This is a genomic window from Rhodococcus sp. JG-3, from assembly GCF_000482405.1.
In the GTDB taxonomy this organism is placed as follows: domain Bacteria; phylum Actinomycetota; class Actinomycetes; order Mycobacteriales; family Mycobacteriaceae; genus Rhodococcoides; species Rhodococcoides fascians.
In genome coordinates this window covers 4,794,476-4,819,572 of sequence record NZ_KI519398.1, presented here as the reverse complement: position 1 = coordinate 4,819,572, position 25,097 = coordinate 4,794,476, and the positions used below count along the sequence as shown (strand labels likewise).

Here is a 25,097-nt window from a genome sequence, read left to right as displayed (position 1 = left end):
GACATGTATGGGCCCAGGACATCTTTGACCGATTGTCATCGACACATCGTTACCCGCTTCTGGGGCGGTGGGCGTTGAAGTTCCGAATGGGTTTGGTTGAGGTTCGCGCGTAGACGCCGAGCTCGGTGGTTCCGTCGAGGACCCGAAAGTAGTTGTCTTCGACCACGACAGTCACGATGGTTCCGGCATGGGTACGGCCGACCTTGAGCAGCTGACCGGTCACCATGACCCGGCCGTCTTTCGGGACGCGTCGCTGTACGGTCTGCGGTCCGGCCGGCGGCGGCGCGGGCAACGTTCCCGTAGCTTCCCGTGCGCCGGTCAGACCCGCGAGCTGGCTGGCATCGAGCGGGTTCGGCAGTGTCGCGAGCAGGACGTTGTCGACACTGGCGTGGATCAGCCCTGAGGCGATTCGCAGCGTCACTCGTGTTCCCGCTCTGTCGGCTCCGAGGTGAAGTCGGTGACCGGCGAGGATGACGGTTCCGTCTCGTCCTGCGGTTCGGTCGACCTCGATCGGTCTCGGTTTGGTGGGCAGGACTGCGGTGTCTACTGCCGCTGTTGCCGGAGATGGTCGGCCCTGGCGTGTGCCGCGCATGGCGAGGCGTTCGAGGTCGGTGTGGGTCAGTCGCGAGCGCACTGTCTTGATCACGGTGTCGTCGAGGATGACATGAATGCTGACCAGGTCGATCCACAGGGTGACGGTCCGTCCGGCGTGGTTGCTTCCGATCCACAATTGTTGCGCTCCAGCGACATTGGTCACGCCGCTCGGTGGTACCTGGGTGTCGAGCTCGATTGCACTGCTGCTTCTTTCACGGCCCACCGTTGTCAGGCTGGAGCTTGCAGCGGTGAGAGTTGATGACGAATCGGACTGGCCGTTGTCGGTTGTTCCGTCGTGATGCTCGTGGTGGGCTCGCGCACGGAACAAACTCGCGGGTGTTGCCATGTCCAGACTCTGGTGGGGCCGCAGGGTGTTGTAGGCGTGCACCCATTCGTCGAGGGCGGCTTGGGCAGCAGCGATGTCGGCGAATGCGCCTGCCTCATCGAGGAATTCACGACGAAGGGTTCTGTGGAATCGTTCGATCTTGCCAGTTGTGGTGGGTGAATGGCGTCGGGTCAGTCGTGCGGTGATCCCGAATTCTCGGCATGTTCGCTCGAACAGCACTTCGGCCGGCAGCGGCCGAGTGTGTTTACCGGTGAATTGTTTCCCGTTGTCGGTGAGTACCTCGAACGGCGAACCCCACTTGTGGATGGCAGCGATGAATGCTTCACATACTGCGTTCCCGGAGGGGTGCTCGAGGACGGTTGCGGTCACGATGAATCGTGAGTGGTCGTCGATTCCGGTCAGCATTTTGCACTCGCGTCCGCCGACGAGGAACATTCCGCCGACGAGGTCGAGCTGCCATAGGTGCATCGGCGCTTCGCGCTGCCAACGTTTGTAGACTCGTTTATGTTGTTGCTCTTGATGATTGACCAAGCCGTTGCGGACGAGCGTTCGGTGGACGGTCGCGCGAGATGGGGTTCGGTCTCCGATTTCTTTGCTTAGCTCGAAGCAGATGCGGCGTGCGCCCCACCGCCGGTGATGTCGTCGCATCTCGCAGATGAGGGCTTCGATGTCGGGCTGGATACGGTTCGGGCTCGCATGCGGTCGTCTCGACGAGTCGACAAGTCCGTCGATACCCGAGTTTTCGTATCGCTTGCGCCACGCTGTGACGGTCTGTCTGGAGACGCCGAATCGCTCGGCGACGTCGCTGACCGGTGAGCCGTCGTTGACCTCGGTAATTGCTCGGAAAGCGGACCTGGACAGTGAGTCGTTCGGCGATGTTGGCATCGGATTCGAGGGGCTGAGGGGAAGGCACACCCAACGATCACCAAAGCTGGTGAAGCGTCAGATATGTGCCGATGACGTTCCGTCAAAGATGTGTTGAACCTTTACACGTCACCGACTCCGATCCGTAACCGGACAACGCCGGCCTGTTCTTCACCGGGGGCGCATCCCAGTACCCATCCTTACGTGGCAGATGCAGCAACGTGGTGAATCTGCTGGTGCGTTCGACAAGCGTACCCACTGTGGACCTGCCCAGCCCGATGATCAGACCTCCTTCCCAATGCCCTGGCGTTTTGCGATCAGCGACTTCGTCTGGCCGCGAGCCGATGGTGACGTCATCGGTGATGAATCCGGTGCGGAGCTTCTTCGCTCGCGCCCTCGGCTCGCGCAATGCTCGTCCGGTGCGCAGGCACGCCACCAACTCTCTATCCTGCGCTCCACGTCCTTCGATGCAGAGGGATTGGTAGATCGCTTCGTGGGAAATGCGCATCGACTCGTCGTCCGGGAAGTCGATCGGCAGGCGGTTGGCGACCTGTGCCGGGCTCATGCGCTGGCCCATCGTCGGTCCGCTCTCCGTGCCTTGTTGCGTCCCTTCCACGATGCGAACGGGCCGACAACCTCACCGTTTTCGTCGCGGATCACGCCCGAGAGCACTTCCTGTACGTACTCTCGAAGAGGTTCGTGTTCAACGAGTTTGGCTACCTTGGGTCGCCTTGCCGCAAGATCGGCTTCCATTGCGCCACTGATGTGCGGTACTCGACCTTGCCGCCGCGGGTGGCAGCGTTGCGGCGGAGTTCTCGCGAGATCGTCGACGGTGATCGCCCCGATCTGGTCTGCGATATCTCGCATGCTCATACCGTTCGCGCGAAGCAGGGCAATCTCCTCACGTTCGTGAAGGTCAGATACCTCCCCGTGGGCGGGGCCAAGTCAATCGGCGGCATACCTCCAGCGTGACGGAACCACCGTGAACCCACCGGCCCCGACACGCCGCAAGCGGTGCCGCGTCTTCACTGGTCAACCCCAACGCGATCTGCGCCCAGAACTCGCGTTCGAGATCTCGGCGTACCGGCGGACGACCCGGAGATTTCATCACCGCCCGCCCAGTCAACGTCGCCGCCCATTCTGGTGGTCGTCCCATCGAAACACCCTCCATCCCTTGAGGTGTTGCGTCGACCGGTTGAACCTGGTCAGTACACGTCGATCGCGTTCGCGGGAACGCTTGCGCTCGAGGGGATCGCGGCACCGATCGGCAGCGTCGGGGATGTGTAAGACAATGCGTTGGCCGAGAGCACAATTGGGTTGTTCAAGACCGAGGGAGTATCGAAGAGAGGCCCGTTCCTGAACGGCCCGCTAAAGACCATCGACGATGTCGAGTTCGCCACGATGGGATGGGTCGACTGGTTCAACCAACGCCGCCTCCCACAGCACCCTCGACTACCTCACACCAGACGAATTCGAGAAGGCCTACCACAGTCAAGAATCGGCTCTCCGCCCGGAGATGTTGCAAGCGTAGGAGCGGCAAGAAACCCGGGACGGTTCACTGACACGGCGCGCCGTCTGGTGGCGTTGCTTCACCCGCCTGGGCGCTATCGGACTGGATGCTGGGGAACGACCCAGGGCGCAAAGCGGGTCGGTCAACCCTGATGTTCACTCTCTGCTATCGACTCAACTTCCTCGAGCGTGGTGGGGATGTGGTACGGCGGTCTGCTCGTGCCCGAGATGCGATAGCGGTCCCAGAAATCAGGGTCGCCCACGACGCACTCGGCGCGTCCCTCTGGTGTCGCAAAGACGGCAACCGTGCGCCTTCCCGAGAGGGCGGCGTGGAGCGCATCATTCTTGTCGATCCTTCCGTACCAGGTGTATAAGCCGTTGAGGGGCTGGAAATAGCCTTTGATCTTCACCCCGACAGCAATCTCCTTGCCACGGCACACCAAGGTGCCCTCGCCGGAGTAGTCGAGATCGTGGTCGTCAGACACGCAAGGCTCACTTTCTTCACATCAAACATTGACAAAAGAACGCATTGGCGCAGACACTATCAGTATCTGGTACCCGGAGTACGGGTATGAAGTCGAGACTCAGCTCGGCCCGGAACGCAACGGAGGTGTCACATGACCGTTCAAAATGTGGAGACCAAGCCCGACGTCTCAACGGAAGGCGCTGCGCGTGTCAGCGCCCGCAAGCCCGTCGACATGCAGAGATCTGCCGGCCGACTGCTGCGGGCGGCGGCCGAAAAATTCTATGACGCGGAGATCGACATCGATTGGGACTCACCCTGGGAGGAAGGAAAGTACTACCTGCCAGAGCATCGGGTCTCGCTCTACGGCACCAAGCTGTGGGAGAGAATGAGCGACGAGCAAAAGGCGGAACTCGGGCGCCACGAAATCGTCAGCATCCTCAGCTTCGGTATCTACGCGGAGAATCTGCTCAGCTCGGCGCTGCTCCGAACATCCGCCAAAGGCGCCCTGACAGATCAAAGGTCCCTCTACGCCCTTAACGAGATCGGCGACGAGGCACGTCACTCGACGATGTTCGCCCGACTGATCAACAAGACGGGCCTGGCACCGTACAAGTTGCCGAAGGGGTTCTTGAGCATCGCGAAGATCTTGCACTTTGTGCCTCTCGGCCCGTCCGTGTCCGGCGCGACTCTGCTCATCGAGGAGATCCTCGACCGCGCTCAGCGCGAGGCGATGAATGACCCGAAAATGCAGCCGCAGCTGCGCCAGCTCATGAAGATCCACGTTCTCGAAGAGGCCCGTCACATCACGTTCGCGCGGCTGGAAATGGTGGAAGGGATGCAGCGTCGCGGACGCATCTCGCGCGCCTGGCATAGAGGCACGTTGGCGGCCATTGCGAACTTTGCATACCCGTTGCTCATCAATCCGAAGGTATATCCCGATGTCGGAATCAGCCGTCTGCGCGGCCTGTGGGCGCAGCAGACGAGCCCGAACTATCGCGTCAACTTGCAGTTCATGTCCGAGCCGATGATCCGATTCTTCCACGAGGCCGGAATGATGGAGGGGAAGTTCACGATGGCGATGTGGCGCGCAACGCGCAGCCTGCCCGACGATCTGCGCTAACACGCCCGGCCCGGTCCGCGCGTCCCACAGCCCATTCCTCGACCCCACGACCGGATTCCTCGGTTCGTGGGCTTGGGCGGATGACATTCCCACACCTGCCACGCGTCACGGCGCGCCGTGCGGGTCCGTTTTCTGCATTCGATCAGGAGATTTTCACAATGCCGTCCTCCAACGCCAAGTCCGCCGCCACGGCGACAGACCCGGGAATAACCGAGCCCATCACTACCAAAGTTCTCATCATCGGCAGCGGCTTCTCTGGCCTCGGTATGGCCGTCCAGCTCCGCCGACGCGGGTACAGTGATTTCATCGTTCTAGAAAAGGCCGACTCCGTCGGTGGGACGTGGCGCGACAACACCTATCCGGGATGCGCGTGCGACGTACCGTCACTGATGTACTCCTACTCGTTCGAGAGTCGCGGTAGCTGGTCGAAGGTGTGGTCCTCGCAGCCCGAAATCGAGCAGTACCTGAAAGATATCTCCAACAAGCGTGGTGTCACTCAGAAGATCCACTTCGGGCAGAAGTTGGTCTCCGGATACTGGAGCGAGTCCGAATCTCGGTGGCACCTGCGTACCGAGTCGGGCCGGGAGTACGTCGCGCAGTACATCGTGTCCGGTGTCGGCGCTCTGCACATCCCGAATTTTCCGAATATCCCCGGAATCGACGAGTTCGCCGGTCAGGCGTTCCATTCGGCACAGTGGGACCACACGGTGGATCTCCAGGGCAAGCGGGTGGCCGTCATTGGCACCGGTGCCAGCGCGATTCAGTTCGTGCCGTTCGTGCAGAAGGACGCCGGCACACTCACGGTCTTCCAGCGAACCCCGGCTTGGGTACTTCCACGCAAGAACTTCGCGGTGCCGCCGGTACTTCGGACGCTGCTCAGCAAGATCCCCATTACTCGCCGCCTCGCTCGGTGGTCGGTCTACTGGGGCGCAGAGAGCCTGGCCTTCGGGCTCAACGGCCACTCCAACCTTATGCGACCAATCGAAAAGGTGGCGAAATGGAACATCGAGCGTTCTATCACCGACCCCGAGCTACGCCGGAAGCTGATGCCGTCCTACCGCATCGGATGCAAGCGCATCCTGGGATCGAACGACTACTACCCTGCGCTCGCCGCCCCCAACACGACAGTGATCAGCGATCGGATCGAAAAGATCACTGCCGATTCGATCGTCACCCCTGACGGCGTGTCACACCCTGTGGATGTGATCATTTACGCCACAGGGTTCCATGTCACGGACGGGTTCGATCAACTCGCGCTCAAGGGCGCTCGGGGCGAGGACTTGCCGTCGCACTGGCACCGGACGGGCATCAATACCCACCTCGGCATCACCACCGAGGGCTTCCCGAACCTGTTCTTCCTGCTCGGACCTAACACGGGTCTTGGGCACAACTCTGTCGTGTTCATGATCGAGCAGCAGATCAAGTACATCATGAAGGCCATCGACGCCGTCGACAGTCGAGGTGCGGAGCGTGTTGATGTGCGGGCCGAGGTTCAAGAACACTTCAACAAGAGCATCCAACACAAGCTCGCCAAGGGCGTGTGGACCAACGGCGGATGTACGAGTTGGTATCTGGACTCGCAAGGTGTCAACCGTACGGTGTGGCCCGGGTTCACCTGGCAGTACTGGCGAGCGACGAAAGACTTCGAGCCCGCCGAGTACGAGATCGCCTGACAATCCAACCGTAGGTCATCGAGAAGTGAGTATCCGACAGTGAGTAGTTCGACAGCAGGCAATTACGCGACCCAGGTCGCAGTCGTCACGGGAGCCGCCTCAGGGATCGGTCGGTCCCTTGCCCTCCAACTGGCCGAACGCGGGGCCAGCCTTGCCTTGTCCGACGTCGACGAAGTGCATCTCGAGGAGACGGCGGACATGTGCCGTACCGCGCATCGTGCGACCGTGGAGACCGCGGTGTTGGACGTGGCAGATCGTGCTGCGTTCCAGGTTTACGCAGAGAGCGTGCAGTCGTCTTTCGGGCGCGTCAACATGGTGTTCAACAATGCCGGCGTCGCCCTCGGCGCCGACGTTGTCGACATGTCCTGGGAGGATTTCGACTGGCTGATGGGCATCAACTTCGGTGGTGTCGTCAACGGGACCAAGGCGTTCCTGCCTTATCTGATCGCCTCTGGTGATGGTCATCTGGTAAACACCTCCAGCGTCTTCGGTCTGGTCGGGATCCCCAGTCAAAGCGCTTACAACGCCGCGAAGTTCGGTGTGCGTGGCTTCACCGAAGCGCTTCGGCAAGAGATGAAAATCAGTCGGCATCCGGTCACGGTGACATGCGTTCACCCCGGCGGCGTCAAGACTAATATCGTCAACAACGCTCGTGGTGTATCCGATATGGGGGCAGATACCGCCACCATTGCCTCGATGTTCAACAACATCGCCAGGACCACTCCGGAGAAAGCTGCGTGCGCCATCCTCAAGGGAATGGACAAGAAGAAGCCCCGAGTGCTGATCGGCGCAGACGCACGTGGCTTCGACTTTGTCGCACGCGTTGTCGGTCCGCGCTACCAGGACATCTCTGCGCCTGTCACACGCGCGGGCTACGCCTTGGCTCGTAAGCGGGGGATCATCAAATGACCCTCGAACAGGAGAATCGGCCGGGCACCACCGCGCGATCGCGAACGCTGACCGTGTCGGAGGTCGTGCAGGAGACCAAGGACTCCGTGAGCATCGCCTTCGAAGTGCCTGACGAGATCGTCGACGATTTCAAGCATCTACCCGGGCAGTTCATTACGTTGAAGATCCCGTCCGACCAGACGGGCCACGTCGCACGATGCTACTCGCTGAGCAGTTCGCCTCATGTCGATGACTTCCGCCTCGAGATCGGGGTGAAGCGCACCGCTGGGGGGTATGCGTCGAACTGGTTGTGTGACAACGTTTCCATCGGCATGGAGGTGACCGTCCTCACGCCATCGGGAAAGTTTACCGCTAAGAGCCTCGACGTCGACTTGCTCTTCTTCGCTGGCGGAAGCGGCATCACTCCGGTTCTGTCGCTGGTGCAGTCGGCTCTGGTGTCGGGCAGTGGGGAAGTTGTCCTGTTCTACGCAAACCGTGACTCCGATTCGATCATGTACAAGTGCCGGCTTGAGCAGATTAGATCTGAATTCGCCGAGCGGTTCACTTTGGTTGACTGGCTTGAGTCGGAGAACGGGATTCCCACATCAGAGGCTGTAGAAAAGATTATTCGTGAACACAAGGGATCGGCAATTTTCACCTGCGGGCCTTCCCCTTTCATGGATCTTGTGGAAAGCTCTGCCGCCGCATGCGGAGTGGATCATTCGGATGTACATCGAGAGGTATTCCAGTCGCTGACGGGTGACCCGTTCGACACCGCAACACTGCGTCGACTCAGTGACGACGAGGGTGTAGCTACGGCCACGGTTTACCTGAACGGAGAGTGCATCACCACGGAGTGGCCACGTAACACGCCTCTGCTCGATGTGCTGCTCTCGCGAGGGCACAATGCACCGTACTCGTGCCGAGAGGGCGCATGCAGCGCGTGTGTGTGCAAGCTCATCGATGGCGATGTCGAGATGGTGCAGAACAACATCCTCGTAGACGACGACATTGAGGACGGCGAGCGACTCGCGTGCCAGGCACTTCCGCTCACCGACGCTGTGACGGTGAGTTTCGATGACCTCTGACTCCTCGAAAGCTGGCCTATTGTCGCGGCGGTCGCGGGAGGTTCTCTCCAGTGACGGCACGAGGCTGTTTGTCGAGGAGTACGGGCTCGGTGATGATGCGCCGCTGCTGGTGTTCAGCCACGGGTGGGCTTGCCAAGGTCGGTTCTGGAGACCTCAGATCGAGCACTTCGCCACCACACACCGTGTGGTGGTGTATGACCAACGAGGGCATGGCTGGAGCGACCGGGGTCGCGCGCCCTTCTCTTCGTCGGTGCTCGGCGACGATCTCGAGGCTGTCTTGCGCGCTGTCGTCACGTCTAATCGTAAGGCATTGGTGACCGGTCATAGTATGGGCGGGATGTCCATCATGGGTTGGGCTGCCGAGCACCCGGAGTCGGTGCCCGTCTTATCCCGTGGTGCCGTCTTGGCGAGTACCGGCCCCTCGCAGTTGGTGAGTAAATCGACGCTAATTGGGTCGCCACGTCGATTCCGCGCCTCACTGGAGCGGGCATTCGCAGCCGGGCTCGCCACCGCGGGACCGGAGATGCTTGACACTCGCTTCAACCGACGGTTGGTGAAATACGGGACGATGGGTCCACACGCGCCAGCAGACGTTGTGGCTGAGTGTTCCGACATAGTACTGCGGTGCCCCCCTGCGGTTCGGGGAATGTGGGGCAGGGTCCTGGCCACCATCGATGTGAGCAAAGGAATCGACTCACTTACGGTTCCGACGACCGTGATCGTGGGCTCGGCCGACAAGTTGACACCCGCGGTTCATTCCATTGATCTCGCCGACCGACTGCAGCAGCGCCGCCGGTTGCATGAGTTCGTGGCGTTGCCACAGATCGGTCACATGATCAACATGGAGGCACCAAACTATTTCAACGAAGCAGCGGCCCGATTGGACGCAGCCACGGTAGGCGATGGCTTTTGAACCGTCGACCGGACACACATGAGCTCGTGAGACGGCCACGATCGTCGACAGGCCGCGCGTGTCCGAGTTGGGAGGGGTCCATCGAGGCGTACAGCATCGATGGCATCGCCACGGTGATCTTTTTTGCGTCGATGGTGCGCAGCACCTCGGCGGATAAAACTTCGGCAGCACCATCATCGGGCCGCCTTTCGTCAGGGTCGGCACGAAGAACGCGGCCCCAGCATGCGACAGCGGGGTGCACATCGAGAATTTGGGGAACCCGGCCATTCTCACTCCGGAGAGTTGAATCTGCGTCATCGTGAACATTGCCGAAGCCTCCGATGGCTCCCTTCGGCTTTCCGGTCGTGCCGCCGGTGTATGTGATCGACACGGTGCGATCCGGCGGACGATCGGCTGCTTGAGGGAGGGTGCCGAACCGCTGCGAGCGAACCGAGAGGTTTCAGCGAACGGCTCTCCAGCCCGACTCGCTTGAGAGGACCCTTCAGGGTATTGTTAACCCCATAATGTCATTCGTCCGCCGCGTTTCATTTACTCCATCTCAGGTGCAGCGTCGAGTGGCCGATGCCCGTAGCACCCGCTGGGATGAGCATAGAGTCGAGGTACGCGCGCAGCTGGTCGACGCGACCATACGGATCATCGAACAGTATGGTGCAGGCGTCAGCATGGACGACATCGCTGCGGAGGCCCGTGTATCTAAACCAAAGCTGTATCGCTACTTTGGCGACAAAGCGGGCTTGAACGCGGCGGTGGCGGCGAAACTCGGTGCGTTGATGTGGGATTCGGCGAAAGTCACTATTCTCGCCGACCAAGATTATCTTTCGGTTGACGACATGGTTCGCTCGTCCGTCCAGAGCTACGTCGCGCTCGTCGGGCAGTATCCCACTGTCGTCAGATTCCTTATGGCGAATCACTTGTTTCAGTACTCCGGATCGGGAAATGGCGGAGTTGCTGACGAACTGAGGTCGGTGATGGAGGTCGTCGCCGATCGGTTCACTGAAAGTCTTCAGCGTGTTCACGCAGATACTTCGGTCATTCCCTTGGCCGTGGCGTCCATTCTGGGTTCTGGTCTATCTGCGACTCAGTGGTGGATCGACAACGGTCGTGAGCAAGGGGTGGATGATACGTTCTTCGCCGCACACCTATCAGAGACGACGTGGGGAATCATCGACGGCGCGGCCGCAACCGTAGGCGTGGCCTTCTCACGCAGTCTGCCATTCAGCCATCCCGGTTTCGCGTCCCGCCACAAAATGGACTGAATCACCCTAGATATCCAATAATTGTAACTTGTCAAGCTGCGTCGGGTTGTTGCGCGGTGCGGTGTGCCCAAGCGGTGTGTTCGTCGTATTCGGTGCAGTGGCGTACGCACCCGTGCAGGAGCCCGACAAGTCTGTTGGCGAGTGCGCGGAGCGCTTGGTGGTGGAGGTCTCCGGTAGCACGGTGTTGTTCGTAGAACGCGCGAGCGGCCGGACTCTGGCTGAGGGCGCAGAACGCCCACCGGTCGATGGCATCGTAGAGCCGCCGGTTGCGGATATGTCGAGCCAGTACGGCCCGCTTCTTGCCCGACGCAACTGTCAGGGGTGACGTACCGGCGTAATTCTTGCGAGACTTGGCGTTGGTGTAGCGGTCGACGTCGTCGCTGAATTCACCGAGCCCCGGGCGGCGAGGATGACACCGATTCCTGGCAGGGAGAGGTAGATGGCGGCGTTGTGTGTCAGCGTCCGGGTGTGTTTCAAAATGGCGGGTCAGATCGGCTTCGAGGTCGCCGATCTGACGGTTCAACTCCGCGATCAACGCCAAGAGTGCGCCCGGCATCGCGCTCGACCTGCGCTGCGAACGCCTGCAACCACGAAAGGCGAACGCTACCGATCCCGTTTCTGCGCCCGCTGCGCACTCCGCGACGACCTCCATGCAATCTTGATATTCGATAACGAGGACATCGCGCTGGACGCGCTCCTTCAAGCGTTGGGCGCAACAAATCGACCTCAGAGCGCGGTCATCTTGATGCGAGGCGCGCGGGCCTCGCCTGCCGCCGCGGAGCGGCAGAGATTGGGGTCGTCGCAGCATTCGGCCGAGGCAGGTCGGGTGTGAGATAGTTGCATTCGCGAGATGCCCTTCGTGGTGGCTGGAATGTTCCCTAGACAAGAACTCAGTTACGGGCAGTCCGCAAACGCGGCCTCAGAATAGTCATCTCCAGGTCCGAAATCCTCGCGGCAGATCACTTCTCTCTTTAAAGCTATGTCGGCTTGGTCGATCCTTTAGTGCGGTTCACTTCTGACATAGTGCAGTTTATCTTTCGAAACTAACAGCGGTGCAGGCCGAGCGCACGAAGACGCGACAGACTCGGCACAATGTTTTCACGACAGAGAGGTCCGACCATGAAAAGAATTCCAGACGAGGTCAGCGGGTCGGCCGGCCCCGCTATCGAGAACTGGGCGCGCTCGTTCTGGAGCACGAGTTTCGATTCGCCTGATCTACCGCCCCACCACCCCGACTGTCTTGGTTGTGGGCCGCAGAACCCGCACGGCCATGCCCTGTCGGTCCAGCGTGACGAGAACGGCGTGGTGGCTCACCATGTGTTCGATCAACGTCATGTCGGGGCACCCGGGATAGCACACGGCGGCGCGGTGGCGACCGTTCTCGACGATCTGTTCGGCTTCCTGCTCTACACAGTGGGTGAGCTCGCCGTGACGCGGCGTCTCGAGCTCGACTACCTAGCGCCGGTTCTGCTCGGCACTCCATACGTATTGCGTGCTGCCGTTCGGTCTCGTGATGGGCGCAAACTGGATCTCACGGCCACGATGGACGATGCGCAGGGCCGCTCGGTAGCCACCGCTACTGCCCTGTTCGTGGTGGTCGAGGTCGAACACTTCATGCAGTCCCAAGCCCGAGCCCAACTCCGGGCCACAGACACGAATCACACCGAAGAATAGACACCCTGGCCGACCTTCACCGACGTCCGTCACCCGCGGTGGCTGTCGTACGGCTGCGTCTACCTGGCGCAAAGACGGCGAGGACGAGTGCCCCAGCGGCGGTCAGCGCCGCCAACGACAGCGTCGCCTGACCACTTCCGTGTACGAATGCGGCTCTGGCGAACTCGGCCAGCGGCTGACCAGCTGGTCCTGCGCGGTCGGCGACCTGCAACGCGGCGGCCAGAGAATCGGCCACCGGACCACGGGCAGGCTCGGGTAGCTGGGGCAGAGCCGGCTGAATGTGCTGAACGTAACCGGCCGCGAGCACGCTACCGGCTACCGCAATCCCAATCGCGGCACCGATTTCGCGAGCTGCGTCGTTGACCGCGGCAGCCACCCCGTGCTTGGCCTCAGGAGTGTCCGAGACGATGGCGAAAGTCGCAGGGGCGGTACACAACCCCAAACCCGCACTCATGATGAGCAAGGGCCACAGCAGGTCAGGGTAAGTTGCCGCGACGGTCAATCTGCTCACCATCACCAGTCCCGCCGCGATGGTGAGCAGACCTACAGTGGTCATCACCCGCAGGCCAACAATGTTCGACAGCCAGGGTGCAATCACCGAGATCACGATGAGCGGCACGACCATAGGGGTCAACGCCAACGCGGCGGTGAGCGGTCCATAACCGAGAATCAACTGCAGATACTGCACCAACAGCAAGAACACCCCGAAGGTCACCAGAAATTGGATACAGACCGACAGTGCGCCGGCACCGAAGCCACGGCGGGCGAACAACCGGACATCGAGTAGGGGTGCCGAGGAACGTAGTTCTACGACGACGAACACCACAACTGCGAACAAGCCCACCGCAGTGCTGATGGCGACGAGCGAATCCGACCAGCCACGGGCCGGAACCTCGATCACAGCGAAGACGATCGCCCCGACCGCGACAACTACGGTCACCGCGCCCACCCAATCGACCGGTGGATGCTCCTGCTGGCGGGACTCCGCGATACTGCATGCCAACCCGGCCAGAACCGCTCCGGCGACGGTCAACCCGACGAACACCGAGGTCCACGACCACTGTTCGAGCAGCACACCAGCCCCGAGGATGCCCAGGACCGCCCCGGATCCAGCAACCCCGGCCCACACACCTACAGCGCGGCCGCGATGCGCCGGTGGAAATCCCGCGGTCAGTATCGACAGCGTCGAGGGCATGACCAGCGCCGCACCCGCCCCAGCCAACGCGCGAGCAGCGATCAGCCACGCCGGGTCGGCGAGAAACAAGGGCAAGGCCGACGCGAAAGCGAACAACGCCAACCCCGCCACGAGCACCCCGCGGCGACCGTACCGGTCACCGATCGCACCGGCAGGCAGAACGAAGCACGCCAATACCAGCGTATAACCGTCGACTATCCAGGTCAGTTGAGCTTGCGTCGCCCCTGTCGCGACCGCGATCTGTGGCAACGCTGAATACAATGCCGCCATTGCGGCCACCACCAACGCGACCGCCATGCACGACACAATCAACATCCACCACTGGGCACCGCTCCATCGAGCGACGCTGGCAGAGTCGGATCTACGTTCGTTCAACGGCCAGCCTCCCAGTTAGAGACTGATCGTCTCGGTACGAGACTATTAGTATCATAACTTTGCGGGTGTGACAGAATGGTCAAGCGAGGACATGTTTTGTCAGTCAAAATGGAGCGGAGCCCGTTCATGGTCGACCCTCTCGTTGCAGCCGAGGGCCCGGCCGACCCCCGGCTGGCGCGCTCACGTAACCGGTTGCTCGAAGCGGCGGGCCAGCTGCTGTCCACCGGCGGTGTCGAGGCGGTCACCGTGGAGGCGGTCACCCGCATGTCGAAGGTTGCACGTGCCACTCTGTACCGCCACTTCGGAAGTACCACTGACCTGCTTGCTGCAACCTTCGAGCGACTACTACCCCCAGTCGACACCGATATCGATACCGGTCCGCTACGTGAACGTCTGATTTCGTTGCTCACCACCCAAGCCGACCTCATCGACCAAGCTCCGGTGCAGATGACCACGCTGGCCTGGCTGGCAATGGGACCCGTCAACAGCGGCGACGCCAGCCGGCGCGATCTCGATCCTGGCGCGGTGGTCTCGCTTCGGGCCCGTGTCATAGAGCAATACCGCAGGTCCCTGGATCAGATCCTGACGGCCCCTGACGCTCGCGCTGTACTCGGCGAGATCGACACCACCTTCGCCCTCATTCAGCTCCTCGGACCGATAGTGTTCGCTCGCCTCACAGGACTGCGCCACATCCACGCCGACGACTGCATCCAAATCGTCGACAACTTTCTCGCCGCCCATGCCGCAAGTGTCCGATCGAGCACTTCGCGCGACCACAGCCGTCCACGGCCGGCCGCGACGCTAGACCCGCAGCTCACCGACGGCCAATAAAACTTGATGCGAAATTTCACCATCAATGCGCTATCCAGTCAGGGATCGCAGCGCTCACTGGATACGGCCGGACGTGTGCTCGAGAACTCGGAGTTGCACTGCAGTGCACTTCTGACATCGTGCAGCCGTCTTCTGAAACTGACACGAGGAACGCGAATCGGTCGTAATCTGCTCCAATAATCCGCCCGTTCGACTGTGTTCTGTTGGGAACCCTCTCAACAAAAGTTGAGCAACGCTATGGGGCGTACCAGACTTTCCCGGTCACCCGATCTCGAGCCCTCGAAATTGCTACGTTCTGCCGGTCCGAAGTGACATGGGACACCGATCGTTGCAGGGGAGCGAGAATGCACGTAGAAGCACTGTTCGGAGATGGTTCGTTGCGTCCGGTCTGGCCGCACGCGGATGCACTGATCACCAGCGAATGCACGGGGCTTCGCTTCGCCGGCAAGTACGCCGACGTCGTCGCTCTGAGCAACGGTGATCCGACCGCGTTGCGGCCGTTCGTCGACGAGGACACCCGACGCCGGGTGGCGAGCATGGCACCGCCGCGCACCGACACGGCGCTGGTGTTCGGAGCCAACGGATTCCTCGGCGCGCACCTGATCGGCCGACTCACTCGTGATTCCGCCGTCGAGGTCGTCTATGCGATGGTGCGCCCCACCGAGGAGGAGACGGCGTTCGAGCGCCTGCAGCGCACCTTCGACCAGTACGAGATCGAGGTCGACGCCGACAAGATTCGCATCGTCGAGGGCACTCCCACGACGTTCCGGTTCGGCCTCGACAAGGCCGCCTACTACGACCTGGCTGCCGGAGTGGGGCAGATCTTCAACTGCGCCAGCTCCACCGATTACACCGAGAGCTATGCCGAACTGCGCGACGACTGGTTCGTCAGCGTGCTGCGGATCCTGGAATTCAGCATCACCTCCGCCCGTAAGCACCTGACGTACGTGGGCAGCATCGGTGCCCACCTCTATCAGAAGCCCGAGGACTTCCGTCGTCCCGACTCGTGGTGGTACTCCGGATACGCGCAGATGAAGTGGGTCAACGCAACTCTGCTCGGATGGCTGTCGATGTCGGACACCTACTCCGTCACTCTGTGCGAGGCTCCGTACATCCTCGGCAGCACGGAGCTCGGCCGAGATCCCGGTCGCGTGTACAGCTTCTGGCGCATCATCGAACTGGCGATCGCAGCCGGTGCCATCTGGGACGGCCCGGGCATGAACTACGTCCCGGTCGACGTGATGTGCGACGTCATGGCGAGCAACTCGTTGCGCAGTCATCCTCTGACGAGGCTGTTGCCGAGCAATCCCACCGGATACGGGCACGACCTCTACGCCGAGCTGCTCGGGCTCGATCTGGTGAGCTGGGAGGAGTTCAAGGAGCGTGTCAGCGTGCGTATCTCTCCTCGTTTCGCCGAGACGATGCTGGCCGACAACATCGACCAGCTCATGCGCCTGGTGCACAAGCCCGAGGCGATACTCCCACTCGACCACGACATCTCGTGGTGCGACCACCGCCGACTGTTCGAGCTCTATTTCGAGAAAGCACAGCTCAAGACGCTCACGCCCGCCGCCGTCAACTGACGTGGCAGACGGATTCGAGCCCACCTCGGTGCGCCTACGGGACGTACCCATCGGCCGCGAGGTGACCAACGGCGTTCTCTCGCTCGGCTTCTACGTGGTGTGTGGGCTGATCGGACTGCTGCCCGGCCCGGTGCGGAACTGGGCAGCGGATGCCTTCGTGACCTGGTCGGAGAGCGTCGACGAACAGCGGCACAGCTGATGTCGTGGTGTCGGTGGGCCCTCGGCCTCGCTGCGGTGCCGGCGGCTCTCTTCGCGTTGTTCGTGTACTGGCGGACCCGGTTCTTCTTCCGCGATCCGCACCGCGAACCGCCGGCCGATCCGCGGGCGGTGCTCGCTCCGGCGGACGGGTTCGTCACGTACGTCAAGCGTGTGGAGGCGGGCAGTGCCGCGTTCGCCGTCAAGAAGGGGCGGACGATCGTCCTCGACGAGATCGCTGGGGTCGCCTCGACCGACAGCGGCTACCTGATCGGGATCTACATGTCCGAATACTCGGTGCACCGCAACCGAATTCCGGTATCGGGCACCATCGGTATGCGTCGTCATCGGTCCGCGGCACCGTTCAACAAGTCGATGGCCAGAGTCGGTGCGAACCTGTTGACCCGGCGCACTCCCTACGACGAGGGCTGCGACTACCTGCTCACCAACGAGCGGCTCACCATCTCGATCGAGCACGAGTCCGGTGCCGTGGTGACGGTGACGCAGATTGCCGATCTCTGGGTCGATCGCATCGTCGCGCACGTCGCCGTCGGTGACACCGTCGAGCGCGGCGAGCAGTACGGAATGATCCGCTTCGGTTCTCAGTGCGACGTGTTCGTGCCCGACGCACTCGTCGACGAGATCACTGTCCGGCCAGGCAATTACGTGTTCGCCGGCGAGACGACGGTGGTGCGTTCACCGATCCTCGTCGACGGCAGACAACCGAGCGAAGAGGAACGATGATCACGATCGAAGAGGTCGACGGCAAAGCCGGTTGGCGTGAATTCGAGTCCGTCTCGGACCTGGTCTACCAGGGCGATCCGTACCGCCTACCCGACGAGTCGATGGACCTGGGCCGAATTCTCATCGCACCGCCGCCCTCGGTTGCCGCCACCCGCGTCACGAAAGCATTTCTGGCTCGCGAGAACGGGATTGCCGTCGGTCGCGTCGTGGCCATCCACGATCTGTCGTTCACCGAGTACACGGGGGAGCCGATCGGCTTCTTCGGCTTCTACGAGGCGGTCGACGATCACGACGTCGCCGAAGCGCTGCTCGACGCTGCGGCGCACTGGCTTTCGGCGCGCGGACTCGCGACGATTTCCGGGCCCTTCGGTCCGTCGATGTTCTACAGCGCAGGCATCGTCGTCGACGAGGTCCCGGCGCTGCCCCTGGTGGGGATGCCGCACAATCCGCTCTACTACGCGGCCCACTTCGAGAAGTGGGGTCTGATGGCGGTCAAGGACTTCTACAGTTACCTTTTCGACGACCCGTGCATCATCTACAACGACCCCAAATACGCGCGGCACATGCAGATCTTCGAGAAGATCAAGGCGCGATCCGAGGTGACGTTCCGGTCGATGAAATACCGGACGTTGCGACGCGCGCATCGTGCGGGATCTCTACAACAAGACGTTCGTGAACTTCTGGGGCTTCTCGCCGCTGTCCTACACGGAACTGTTCGAGTTGCTGAAGATGATGCTTCCGGTCATCGATCGTCGGCTCACCCTGCTGGCCGAACTCGACGGCAAGCCCGTCGGCTTTCTGATGGGAATCCCGGACGTCAATCAGGCCGCCGCGAAGGCGTCGCACCTGAAGTCGCGCTGGGCACGAGACCTGGTGACGCTGTGGCACGTCAAGCGTCCGGGTCGCACGGAGGTCATCGACGGAGTGCGGGTGGACATGCTGTTCGTCGATCCGGATTGCCCCGATCGAGCCGTGTCCTCTCTGCTGATCATGGAGATGTCGGTGCGTATGCGCGATCTCGGGTTCACGCGCGTCGAAGCGGCTCCCGTGCTCGACGACAGTCCGTGGATGAAGGGCTCGGTCCTGTCCCGGACGAAACTCGCTCCGCACCGCACGTACCGCATCTTCAGCCGGGAGTTGACGTAGATGACCGACACGATCTCGCGAATCGACCCGCAGGTGAGCTGCGGAAACATCGGCGACCGGTGGGGTCGACTGGTCGCGCGGCGACGCTGGGTGGTGCTGGCGATCTGGACGCTGCTGGCGGTGGGATCCGCGATTCTGTACCCAGCGCTGCAGAACTCCCTGGTGGGGGCCAACTTCTCCGTTCCCGGAACCGAATCCAGCCGCGCCGACCAACTGGTCGAGCAGCATTTCGCGTCCTTCGGCTCGGAACAGCTCGTCGTCACGTTCACCTCGGATTCGGTGGACAGCCGGAACCCGGCCTTTCGCGCACGGGTGGCCGAGGTCGCCTCGTCACTGAGGCAGTCACCGGACGTACTGCGTGTCGTCGACCCCTACGAGAGCGCAGGATTCGTCCCGACGATCTCCGACGACGGGACCTCGGCGCTCGCATTCGTCGGCATCGGCGGAGAGGCCAGCGATCGGATCGCAGTGGCCGAACGCGTGCAGGAGATGATCGGCGGTGCGTCCGGTGATGGCGTCGAGGTGGCGGTGACGGGCTACTCGCCGATGACCGTCGATCTCACCCGCGTCGAATCCGAGGACGCCGTGCGGGCCGAGAGCATCGGTCTGCCCATCGCTTTCGTGGTGCTGGTTCTGGCGCTGGGTTCCGTGGTCGCGGGCATCGTGCCGCTGGTCACCACCGGAATCGGAGTGCTGGCGGCGTTCGGCATGTTCGCGTTGCTGTCCAACGTGATGACCTTCGATGTTCTCGTCACCACGGTGGCGGCGATGTTCGGTCTGGGTCTGGGAATCGACTACGCACTCTTCATCGTCAGTCGGTTCCGGGAGGAGATCGGGCGGGCCGGACCCGGTGAAGATTCGGACAGGACCGAGCGCGCGGTGGGGGCGGCCATGGGCACCGCCGGACACATCATCGTCATCTCCGGTCTGGTCGTGTTGATCGCACTCGGAGCCCTCGCGATCGTCGATGTCCCTGCGGTGCAGAGCATCTCGTTGGTCGTCGCGCTCACCATCGCCACCGTCGTCGTGGTCGCGTGGACCCTGCTGCCGGCACTTCTCGCGGTGCTGGGAACGCGCATCGGGGCCTGGTCGCTGCCGCGACGATTCCAACCTCCCTCGGTCGACGAGCACGACGCCGCAGTTCCCACGTGGTGGTCGCGGTGGGCGCAGCACGTCATCGAGCGCCCCTGGCGTTACACGGTCGCATCCGCCGCCGTCCTCATCGTCTGCCTGGTTCCCATCGGTTCGATCTCGTACGGGGTCGATCTCGGTGCCGAGGCGCTGAGCGCGGAACCGTCCGGACGAGCCAACACGGTCCTGACCGAGAAGTTCGCGCCCGGCACCATCTCGCCCATCACCATCGTGTTCACCGGCGAGGACGACAGTCCATTGGGACCGCAGCAGATCGCCACGGTCGACGCGTTCGCGAACTCCGTGCGCGGAGACGATCGCGTCGCCTACGCGTTGGCGCAACCCGAGGGCGGCCGGTCGTTGCTGATCGTGGTCCCGTCGGTCCCGATCGACTCGACGGAGGCCGCCGACCTCGTCGAAACCCTGCGTTCTCAGGCAGTTCTCGCCGGTGACGTGGACGGCACCAGCGTGTCCGTGGGCGGTACCACCGCGCTGGTGGTCGACGCATCCGAGGAGATCTCCGGCAAGTTCGTCTGGGTCGTCGCCGCGGTACTGGCCTTTTCTCTCTGTTACTTGGCCGTCGTGTTTCGCAGCGTGGTGATCCCGCTCAAGGCCGTCGCCATGAACCTGCTGGTCACCGGGGCAGCGCTGGGTGCCACCGTCGCCGTCTTCCAATGGGGTTGGGGTTCGAGCATTCTCGGCTTCGAGAGCCCGGGTTACATCCAGGTGTATCTACCGGTGACGGTGTTCGCCGTGGTCTTCGGTCTGTCGATGGACTACGAGGTGTTCCTCATCGGCCGTATGCGAGAAGTGTTCGTGCGGGAAGCGAGCAACGACGTCGCCGTCGTCGACGGCATCGAACACACCGCCAGGCCGATCACCGCCGCCGCCGCAATCATGATCGCCGTGTTCGCCAGCTTCCTCACCGCAGACGTGCTCGAGCTCAAACAGTTCGGCTTCGCTCTTGCCATCGCGGTGCTGTTCGACGCCGTGCTGGTGCGCATGATGCTGGTGCCGGCGATGATGAAGCTCTTCGGCGAGCGCAACTGGTGGCCCGGTACGCGGAATCGTCAGGTGGTCGGCAACTGAGCCGACGCCAGCAGCGAGCCGTCCGCGCCGCGGATCTCGATCTCGGTGACGTCGCCGCGAAGTACCGCCGCGTTCATGCGGCATTCGATGGTGACGTCGCTACCGAGAAACGTGCCGGACGGGAGTTCGGTGCCCCACCGATCGACGAGGACGACCTCGTACGGGCCTCGATCGGACACGCCGTCCATGTCGAGGAACGTCTCGGTGCCCCACGTGTGCGCAACGAGGCCGCCCTCGATGTCCACGCTCGGCATGCTCGTGGTGAAAGCGACCTGCTCGTAGGCACCCAGGGTTCCCGGAGGTCCGGTGATCGCGGCCGGTGGATCCTCGGGTTGCGGTCGAGAGGCGTCGATACCGAGCACGACGCCGCTGCCGACGACCAGCCCCGCGATCGCGGCGGCGGCCGCCAGGCCGGCCGATCTGCGCGGTCCACGTGTCCGCTGGGGTGGCCACGCAGAGCCGGGTGACGTACCCAGAACTCGGGCGCGGAGGTCGGGTGACGTCGATGCTTCGAGCCACGGTTCGGTCGGACCGCGACGACCGAGAGTCCCGGTCAGCGCGCGCAGTTCGGCGATGTCCCTGTCGACGGTGGGATCGGATGCTGCGAGCTCGCGTAGCTCGGCGGCCTCGGTGTCGTCGAGGTCGTCGCCGACGGCAGCGGCGATCAGTTCGGCTCGGCGATCGTCTCGGGCGTTCATGCTTCCTCCTGTCCGTCGAGATGGTCTCGCAGCGCCCTCAGTGCGTAGAAGGCGCGAGTGCGCAATGTTCGTACGGCAACGCCCGTCGACTCGGACAGTTCCGCATAGGTGGTTCCCGCCAGGTGCACCGCAACGACGACCTGCCGATGATCGGGAGAGAGAAGGGCGAGCGCGGCGATGATGCGCAGTCGCTCGTCCACGTCGGGACTGGTGTCACGCGAGATCGCGACCGATCGTCGGTCGAGGTCCTCGATCCTTTCCGACGCCGGCTTCGGCATTCTGCTCAGAGACCGTTGGACGTCGACGATCACATTGCGCTCGATGGCGAACAGCCAGGTACGCAGCGCTCCTCGGCTGGGCTCGAATCGGGACCGGGCCCGCCATGCGCGAAGGAACGTCTCCTGGACGCAGTCCTCGGCAAGCGCTCGGTCGCGCAGTGCGTTGACGGCGAAACCGAGCATGGCCGACGCATGCTCGTCGTACGCGGCAGCGACGTCGAAGTGCAGTTCGATCACGCTCCCGATGCTCATGACAGTGACTACGTCGACGGACCCCCGGACGTTCATATCCGAGACTGGAGTATTTCTTTACCGAATTTTGAACATCGTGGCATCGACCGTCGTACACCTCTGCACGGGCTCGCCTGCCCGATACTCCCACGGAAGGCCCACGAGATGACCAGACGCTCGATCACCCGCCCGACCATGTCCGTCCGCGGCACCGCCACCGCAGTCGTCGGCGGCACGGCCGCTGCACTGATGCTGTTCACCGCGGCCCCGGCCGGTGCCGATACCCCCGTTGCCGAACCGGACTCGTTCACCAGCGCGTTCACCGCGATGGCAACTCCCGACCAGGTGGTGAACGGCGACGGTGTCGCCACTCCGGGCCAGCCGGGCGCGACGGGCACGTTCACGCTGCGCATCAATTCCGATCTCGACATCGTCTGCTACGACATCGCGCTCGACGGCGTCACCGGCGATTACATGAGCCCGGCCAAGACCGCCACGCACATTCACGAGGCGGCGGCGGGTGCTGCGGGACCTCCGCGTCTGGCGTTCCCGAACCCGACGCCGATCGGTGACGGCCCACGTTCGAGCACCGGCTGCATGCAGGGACCGTTCACCACCGGCCTGACGCCGGCCGGTGCCGACGCCGACAGTGGAACCGGATTCACGCTGGACCAGATCGAAGCAAATCCGGCGGGCTTCGCGGCCGACACCCACACCGTCGACTTCGTGGCCGGAGCGGTACGCGGACAGCTGACGCAGATTCCGGTCGGCTCCGTCGCCACCGGAGGTGGCGGTTCGGCTCTGGCCGCGGCGTCCGATTCGGCCTCCAGTAATGCGGTGCCCGTCGTCGGCGCGGTTGCCCTCGGCGCAGTAGTCCTGGGTGCAACGGCGATCGCGGGAGTGACGTTGGTTGCTCGCCGCAGCGGAACGGCACGCAGCTGAGATCTCGGCTCCTGGTTGCTGTTACGGCAGTGGTGGTGGTGACGGGCTGTACGTCCGCACCGCCGCCATCTGCCGCACCATCACCACCTGCCGCACCAACACCTACCTCGGTACCACCTGCCGCACCAGCGACCGAGTCCTCGACCGCTGGAGATTTGCCGGGACCGGGCCCGACGGCGGATTTCGCGGCGCAGGCACCGACCCGGCTCAGCGTCGAGGCCATCGACCTCGACGAGCCGTTGATCGGCCTGGGTCTCACCGAGAACGGCGAGATGGAGGTGCCGAGCGACTACGACGACGTCGGGTGGTTCACCGGCGGCGGCAGACCGGGCGTGATCGGTAGTCCTACCGTGCTGGCCGGGCACGTGGATTCCACGACCGGTCCCGCAGTGTTCGATCGGTTGTCGGAGCTTCGACCGGGAGATGTCGTGACGGTGGGGGACGGGACGGGTGGTCGAGTCGACTACCGCATCGATCGGGTCGGCGACTACGGCAAAGTGGAGTTCCCGACGGTGCAGGTCTTCGGGGCGGTGCCCACCGACGAGATCAGGCTGATCACGTGCTCGGGCGACTTCGACGCCTCGGTGGGCAGTTACGAGCGCAACCTCGTCGTCTACGGAGTGCGGCAATAGCCCAGCGTTTTGGAGTTGACGCGGAGTATGTTGTAACCTGAACAACGGTTCGGATCACGAGTGCTCGCACTCCGGTCCAGACCGCCCAATCAAGTTCTACCCAAGACCGTTGGTCACCGCCTTCTCGAAGGATTCACTTCCGGGAGTTGCGCGGTTGAAGGTCCGAGATCGTGTCGGACGGCCCACGCAGGAGAACGAGGTAGGGAACCTGTCTGCAGTCCTCGCGACTGCCTGCTCGTTCACGCCCCGTGTGCTTCTTGCGCCGGGGCGTTCGTCGTTTTCCGGCCCTCTCGCGATCGACACAACTTCCCACGAGAGGAGGCGAAGTATGGCAAAGCCCGAAAAGGTCTCAGCAGTATCGGAGATCACCGAACAGTTCAAGGGTTCGACGGCTGCCGTCGTCACGGAATACCGTGGCCTGTCGGTGTCCGGTCTGACTCAGCTCCGGCGTGCGCTCGGCGAAGGTGCCACGTACTCCGTCGCCAAGAACACCCTGGTCAAGCGCGCAGCGGCCGAGGCAGGTATTACCGGCCTCGACGAGTTGTTCGTCGGACCGACCGCCATTGCATTCATCAAGGGCGAGCCGGTCGACGCAGCGAAGGCCATCAAGGCCTTCGCGAAGGACAACAAGGCCTTGATCGTCAAGGGCGGCTACATGGACGGCGCAACGCTGTCCGTGGAAGAGATCAACAAGATCGCAGACCTCGAGTCGCGCGAAATCCTGTTGGCCAAGCTCGCCGGCGCCATGAAGGGCAACTTGTCGAAGGCTGCAGGCCTGTTCAACGCTCCCGCATCGCAGTTCGCGCGTCTGGCGTTCGCGTTGCAGGAGAAGAAGGCTGCCGGCGCACCCGCCGCAGCCGAGGCACCTGCAGAAACAGAAGCACCGGCGGAAGCTCCCGCCGAAAGCTGATCCGCTGGTATTGGCGTACAGCTCAGCTCCACACCATCAACACCATGCCGCGGATCAGCGGTTAGGTACTTACAGGAAGGACCCGCCACCATGGCGAAGCTCAGCACCGAAGAATTGCTCGACCAGTTCAAGGAGCTCACTCTCCTCGAGCTCAGCGAGTTCGTGAAGGCATTCGAGGAGACCTTCGAGGTCACCGCAGCTGCCCCCGTCGCCGTTGCTGCTGCAGGCGGCGGCGCAGCCCCCGCCGAGGCTGCTGAAGAGCAGGACGAGTTCGACGTCGTCCTCGAGTCGGCCGGCGACAAGAAGATCCAGGTCATCAAGGTCGTCCGTGAGGTCGTTTCCGGCCTGGGCCTGAAGGAAGCCAAGGATCTCGTCGAGAGCGCTCCGAAGGCAATTCTGGAGAAGGTTGCCAAGGACGCAGCCGACGCCGCCAAGGAGAAGCTGGAAGCTGCCGGCGCGAAGATCTCCGTCAAGTAGGACCGCTTCGTTGCAGTCGTGCTTCGTGCTCTGAACGCACGAGCGCAAGAAGGGCCGTTCCCACCTCGGTGGGGACGGCCCTTCTTCTGTTCTCGGACACCGCACGGGGTGCACTGTTGTGATCGATCACGGACTCCTGCAAATCGCGTGACACCGGCCTTGTGCCCCTGTTTACTCGGTTTCGCCGAAGTCCAAAGCATTCCGAAGGGTTTCGGCGGTCATTGTTTGTGGCGTGTCACAGCTTTGTGA

23 protein-coding genes and 4 pseudogenes are annotated in these 25,097 nt (G+C 62.7%); 18 read left to right on the top strand and 9 right to left on the bottom strand.

The window, feature by feature from the left end; all coding sequences use genetic code 11:
• Positions 1–49: 49 nt before the first annotated feature.
• Together K414_RS27865 and K414_RS27860 are read right to left on the bottom strand one after the other, a co-directional pair.
• Complete coding sequence (locus tag K414_RS27865; RefSeq protein WP_045840685.1) at positions 50–1,825, bottom strand: IS481 family transposase; 1,776 nt, start codon at positions 1,823–1,825, stop codon at positions 50–52.
• Positions 1,826–1,934: 109 nt separating this feature from the next.
• Positions 1,935–2,960 (bottom strand): annotated as a pseudogene (locus K414_RS27860) (helix-turn-helix domain-containing protein); the annotation flags it as partial.
• A gap of 107 nt (positions 2,961–3,067) precedes the next feature.
• On the opposite strand from K414_RS27860, the pseudogene K414_RS29695 reads away from it, so the two are divergent.
• Positions 3,068–3,241, top strand: a pseudogene (locus K414_RS29695) (IS3 family transposase); the annotation flags it as partial.
• Positions 3,242–3,456: 215 nt separating this feature from the next.
• Here K414_RS29695 and K414_RS0123975 read toward each other — a convergent pair.
• Entirely contained in the window at positions 3,457–3,798 is a 342-nt protein-coding gene (locus K414_RS0123975) for a DUF4873 domain-containing protein (protein ID WP_027498244.1), read from the bottom strand.
• Between the two features lie 132 nt (positions 3,799–3,930).
• Here K414_RS0123975 and K414_RS0123970 point away from each other — a divergent pair, with 132 nt between their 5' ends.
• The 5 genes from K414_RS0123970 (at position 3,931) to K414_RS0123950 (ending at position 9,461) form a co-directional block, all read left to right on the top strand.
• Positions 3,931–4,899 (top strand): diiron oxygenase, encoded by a 969-nt coding sequence (locus tag K414_RS0123970; RefSeq protein ID WP_027498243.1) that lies wholly within the window; start codon positions 3,931–3,933, stop codon positions 4,897–4,899.
• A 158-nt stretch (positions 4,900–5,057) separates the two neighbouring features.
• Entirely contained in the window at positions 5,058–6,572 is a 1,515-nt protein-coding gene (locus tag K414_RS0123965; RefSeq protein WP_027498242.1) for an NAD(P)/FAD-dependent oxidoreductase, read from the top strand.
• A 39-nt stretch (positions 6,573–6,611) separates the two neighbouring features.
• Entirely contained in the window at positions 6,612–7,481 is an 870-nt protein-coding gene (locus K414_RS0123960; RefSeq protein WP_027498241.1) for an SDR family oxidoreductase, read from the top strand.
• A complete protein-coding gene (locus tag K414_RS0123955; RefSeq protein WP_027498240.1) occupies positions 7,478–8,548 on the top strand; it encodes a ferredoxin--NADP reductase in 1,071 nt (356 codons plus the stop codon). The genes K414_RS0123960 and K414_RS0123955 overlap by 4 nt, the downstream gene beginning before the upstream one ends.
• The gene (locus tag K414_RS0123950; protein ID WP_027498239.1) at positions 8,538–9,461 is read left to right on the top strand and encodes an alpha/beta hydrolase; all 924 of its coding nucleotides are present in this window, start codon (positions 8,538–8,540) and stop codon (positions 9,459–9,461) included. The genes K414_RS0123955 and K414_RS0123950 overlap by 11 nt, the downstream gene beginning before the upstream one ends.
• 39 nt (positions 9,462–9,500) lie before the next feature.
• On the opposite strand, the pseudogene K414_RS29690 reads toward K414_RS0123950, so the two are convergent.
• Positions 9,501–9,858, bottom strand: a pseudogene (locus tag K414_RS29690) (AMP-binding protein); the annotation flags it as partial.
• A 106-nt stretch (positions 9,859–9,964) separates the two neighbouring features.
• Here K414_RS29690 and K414_RS0123940 point away from each other — a divergent pair.
• Positions 9,965–10,717: a TetR/AcrR family transcriptional regulator gene (locus K414_RS0123940; protein ID WP_027498238.1), complete on the top strand. Its 753-nt coding sequence runs from the start codon at positions 9,965–9,967 to the stop codon at positions 10,715–10,717.
• A 31-nt stretch (positions 10,718–10,748) separates the two neighbouring features.
• Here K414_RS0123940 and K414_RS27850 read toward each other — a convergent pair.
• Positions 10,749–11,264: pseudogene (locus K414_RS27850) on the bottom strand (transposase); the annotation flags it as partial.
• 572 nt (positions 11,265–11,836) lie between these two features.
• Between K414_RS27850 and K414_RS0123930 the strand changes: the two are divergent.
• On the top strand, positions 11,837–12,391 hold the full coding sequence (locus K414_RS0123930) for a PaaI family thioesterase (protein ID WP_027498237.1): 555 nt from the start codon (positions 11,837–11,839) through the stop codon (positions 12,389–12,391).
• A 16-nt stretch (positions 12,392–12,407) separates the two neighbouring features.
• Here the strand turns inward: K414_RS0123930 and K414_RS0123925 are convergent, their stop codons facing one another.
• Positions 12,408–13,901, bottom strand: a complete 1,494-nt coding sequence (locus tag K414_RS0123925) for an MFS transporter (RefSeq protein WP_080736373.1) — start codon at positions 13,899–13,901, stop codon at positions 12,408–12,410.
• A 186-nt stretch (positions 13,902–14,087) separates the two neighbouring features.
• Here K414_RS0123925 and K414_RS0123920 point away from each other — a divergent pair, with 186 nt between their 5' ends.
• From K414_RS0123920 to K414_RS0123900, 4 genes are all read left to right on the top strand, one after another.
• Positions 14,088–14,792 carry a TetR/AcrR family transcriptional regulator gene (locus tag K414_RS0123920; RefSeq protein WP_027498235.1) on the top strand — a complete coding sequence of 235 codons (705 nt, stop codon included), beginning with the start codon at positions 14,088–14,090 and terminating at the stop codon, positions 14,790–14,792.
• A 344-nt stretch (positions 14,793–15,136) separates the two neighbouring features.
• Entirely contained in the window at positions 15,137–16,375 is a 1,239-nt protein-coding gene (locus tag K414_RS0123910) for an SDR family oxidoreductase (protein WP_027498234.1), read from the top strand.
• A 1-nt stretch (position 16,376) separates the two neighbouring features.
• Positions 16,377–16,574, top strand: coding sequence for a hypothetical protein (locus K414_RS0123905; RefSeq protein ID WP_027498233.1), 198 nt, complete (start codon positions 16,377–16,379; stop codon positions 16,572–16,574).
• Positions 16,574–17,314 carry a phosphatidylserine decarboxylase gene (locus K414_RS0123900; protein WP_027498232.1) on the top strand — a complete coding sequence of 247 codons (741 nt, stop codon included), beginning with the start codon at positions 16,574–16,576 and terminating at the stop codon, positions 17,312–17,314. The genes K414_RS0123905 and K414_RS0123900 overlap by 1 nt, the downstream gene beginning before the upstream one ends.
• A gap of 86 nt (positions 17,315–17,400) precedes the next feature.
• Here the strand turns inward: K414_RS0123900 and K414_RS29685 are convergent, their stop codons facing one another.
• The gene (locus K414_RS29685; protein WP_228139273.1) at positions 17,401–17,958 is read right to left on the bottom strand and encodes a hypothetical protein; all 558 of its coding nucleotides are present in this window, start codon (positions 17,956–17,958) and stop codon (positions 17,401–17,403) included.
• A gap of 1 nt (position 17,959) precedes the next feature.
• On the opposite strand from K414_RS29685, the gene K414_RS29680 reads away from it, so the two are divergent.
• Both K414_RS29680 and K414_RS27845 read left to right on the top strand, forming a co-directional pair.
• Complete coding sequence (locus K414_RS29680; protein ID WP_027498230.1) at positions 17,960–18,460, top strand: hypothetical protein; 501 nt, start codon at positions 17,960–17,962, stop codon at positions 18,458–18,460.
• Complete coding sequence (locus K414_RS27845; protein ID WP_032375379.1) at positions 18,461–20,680, top strand: MMPL family transporter; 2,220 nt, start codon at positions 18,461–18,463, stop codon at positions 20,678–20,680. It abuts the gene before it with no gap.
• Here the strand turns inward: K414_RS27845 and K414_RS28380 are convergent.
• Together K414_RS28380 and K414_RS0123875 are read right to left on the bottom strand one after the other, a co-directional pair.
• Positions 20,662–21,378 carry a hypothetical protein gene (locus tag K414_RS28380; RefSeq protein ID WP_027498229.1) on the bottom strand — a complete coding sequence of 239 codons (717 nt, stop codon included), beginning with the start codon at positions 21,376–21,378 and terminating at the stop codon, positions 20,662–20,664. The genes K414_RS27845 and K414_RS28380 overlap by 19 nt on opposite strands.
• A complete protein-coding gene (locus K414_RS0123875) occupies positions 21,375–21,908 on the bottom strand; it encodes a sigma-70 family RNA polymerase sigma factor (protein WP_045840763.1) in 534 nt (177 codons plus the stop codon). The genes K414_RS28380 and K414_RS0123875 overlap by 4 nt, the downstream gene beginning before the upstream one ends.
• Before the next feature lie 144 nt (positions 21,909–22,052).
• Between K414_RS0123875 and K414_RS0123870 the strand changes: the two genes are divergently transcribed.
• The 4 genes from K414_RS0123870 to rplL all read left to right on the top strand — a co-directional run bounded on the left by K414_RS0123870 (position 22,053) and on the right by rplL (position 24,848).
• The gene (locus K414_RS0123870; RefSeq protein WP_027498227.1) at positions 22,053–22,829 is read left to right on the top strand and encodes a CHRD domain-containing protein; all 777 of its coding nucleotides are present in this window, start codon (positions 22,053–22,055) and stop codon (positions 22,827–22,829) included.
• Between the two features lie 155 nt (positions 22,830–22,984).
• Positions 22,985–23,461, top strand: a complete 477-nt coding sequence (locus tag K414_RS0123865) for a class F sortase (protein WP_228139272.1) — start codon at positions 22,985–22,987, stop codon at positions 23,459–23,461.
• A 328-nt stretch (positions 23,462–23,789) separates the two neighbouring features.
• A complete protein-coding gene (gene rplJ, locus K414_RS0123860) occupies positions 23,790–24,371 on the top strand; it encodes a 50S ribosomal protein L10 (protein ID WP_008713855.1) in 582 nt (193 codons plus the stop codon).
• Between the two features lie 90 nt (positions 24,372–24,461).
• Complete coding sequence (rplL, locus tag K414_RS0123855) at positions 24,462–24,848, top strand: 50S ribosomal protein L7/L12 (RefSeq protein ID WP_008713856.1); 387 nt, start codon at positions 24,462–24,464, stop codon at positions 24,846–24,848.
• The last annotated feature ends 249 nt before the right edge of the window (positions 24,849–25,097 follow it).

What these genes read in the sequence shown, in the direction of transcription:
- K414_RS27865 (WP_045840685.1), bottom strand. Translation starts at nt 1,825, where the DNA reads ATGCCAACATCGCCGAACGACTCACTGTCCAGGTCCGCTTTCCGAGCA.
- K414_RS0123970 (WP_027498243.1), top strand. Translation starts at nt 3,931, where the DNA reads ATGACCGTTCAAAATGTGGAGACCAAGCCCGACGTCTCAACGGAAGGC.
- K414_RS0123965 (WP_027498242.1), top strand. Translation starts at nt 5,058, where the DNA reads ATGCCGTCCTCCAACGCCAAGTCCGCCGCCACGGCGACAGACCCGGGA.
- K414_RS0123955 (WP_027498240.1), top strand. Translation starts at nt 7,478, where the DNA reads ATGACCCTCGAACAGGAGAATCGGCCGGGCACCACCGCGCGATCGCGA.
- K414_RS0123950 (WP_027498239.1), top strand. Translation starts at nt 8,538, where the DNA reads ATGACCTCTGACTCCTCGAAAGCTGGCCTATTGTCGCGGCGGTCGCGG.
- K414_RS0123940 (WP_027498238.1), top strand. Translation starts at nt 9,965, where the DNA reads ATGTCATTCGTCCGCCGCGTTTCATTTACTCCATCTCAGGTGCAGCGT.
- K414_RS0123930 (WP_027498237.1), top strand. Translation starts at nt 11,837, where the DNA reads ATGAAAAGAATTCCAGACGAGGTCAGCGGGTCGGCCGGCCCCGCTATC.
- K414_RS0123925 (WP_080736373.1), bottom strand. Translation starts at nt 13,901, where the DNA reads ATGTTGATTGTGTCGTGCATGGCGGTCGCGTTGGTGGTGGCCGCAATG.
- K414_RS0123920 (WP_027498235.1), top strand. Translation starts at nt 14,088, where the DNA reads ATGGTCGACCCTCTCGTTGCAGCCGAGGGCCCGGCCGACCCCCGGCTG.
- K414_RS0123910 (WP_027498234.1), top strand. Translation starts at nt 15,137, where the DNA reads ATGCACGTAGAAGCACTGTTCGGAGATGGTTCGTTGCGTCCGGTCTGG.
- K414_RS0123900 (WP_027498232.1), top strand. Translation starts at nt 16,574, where the DNA reads ATGTCGTGGTGTCGGTGGGCCCTCGGCCTCGCTGCGGTGCCGGCGGCT.
- K414_RS29685 (WP_228139273.1), bottom strand. Translation starts at nt 17,958, where the DNA reads ATGCGCGCGTCGCAACGTCCGGTATTTCATCGACCGGAACGTCACCTC.
- K414_RS27845 (WP_032375379.1), top strand. Translation starts at nt 18,461, where the DNA reads ATGACCGACACGATCTCGCGAATCGACCCGCAGGTGAGCTGCGGAAAC.
- K414_RS28380 (WP_027498229.1), bottom strand. Translation starts at nt 21,378, where the DNA reads ATGAACGCCCGAGACGATCGCCGAGCCGAACTGATCGCCGCTGCCGTC.
- K414_RS0123875 (WP_045840763.1), bottom strand. Translation starts at nt 21,908, where the DNA reads ATGAGCATCGGGAGCGTGATCGAACTGCACTTCGACGTCGCTGCCGCG.
- K414_RS0123870 (WP_027498227.1), top strand. Translation starts at nt 22,053, where the DNA reads ATGACCAGACGCTCGATCACCCGCCCGACCATGTCCGTCCGCGGCACC.
- rplJ (WP_008713855.1), top strand. Translation starts at nt 23,790, where the DNA reads ATGGCAAAGCCCGAAAAGGTCTCAGCAGTATCGGAGATCACCGAACAG.
- rplL (WP_008713856.1), top strand. Translation starts at nt 24,462, where the DNA reads ATGGCGAAGCTCAGCACCGAAGAATTGCTCGACCAGTTCAAGGAGCTC.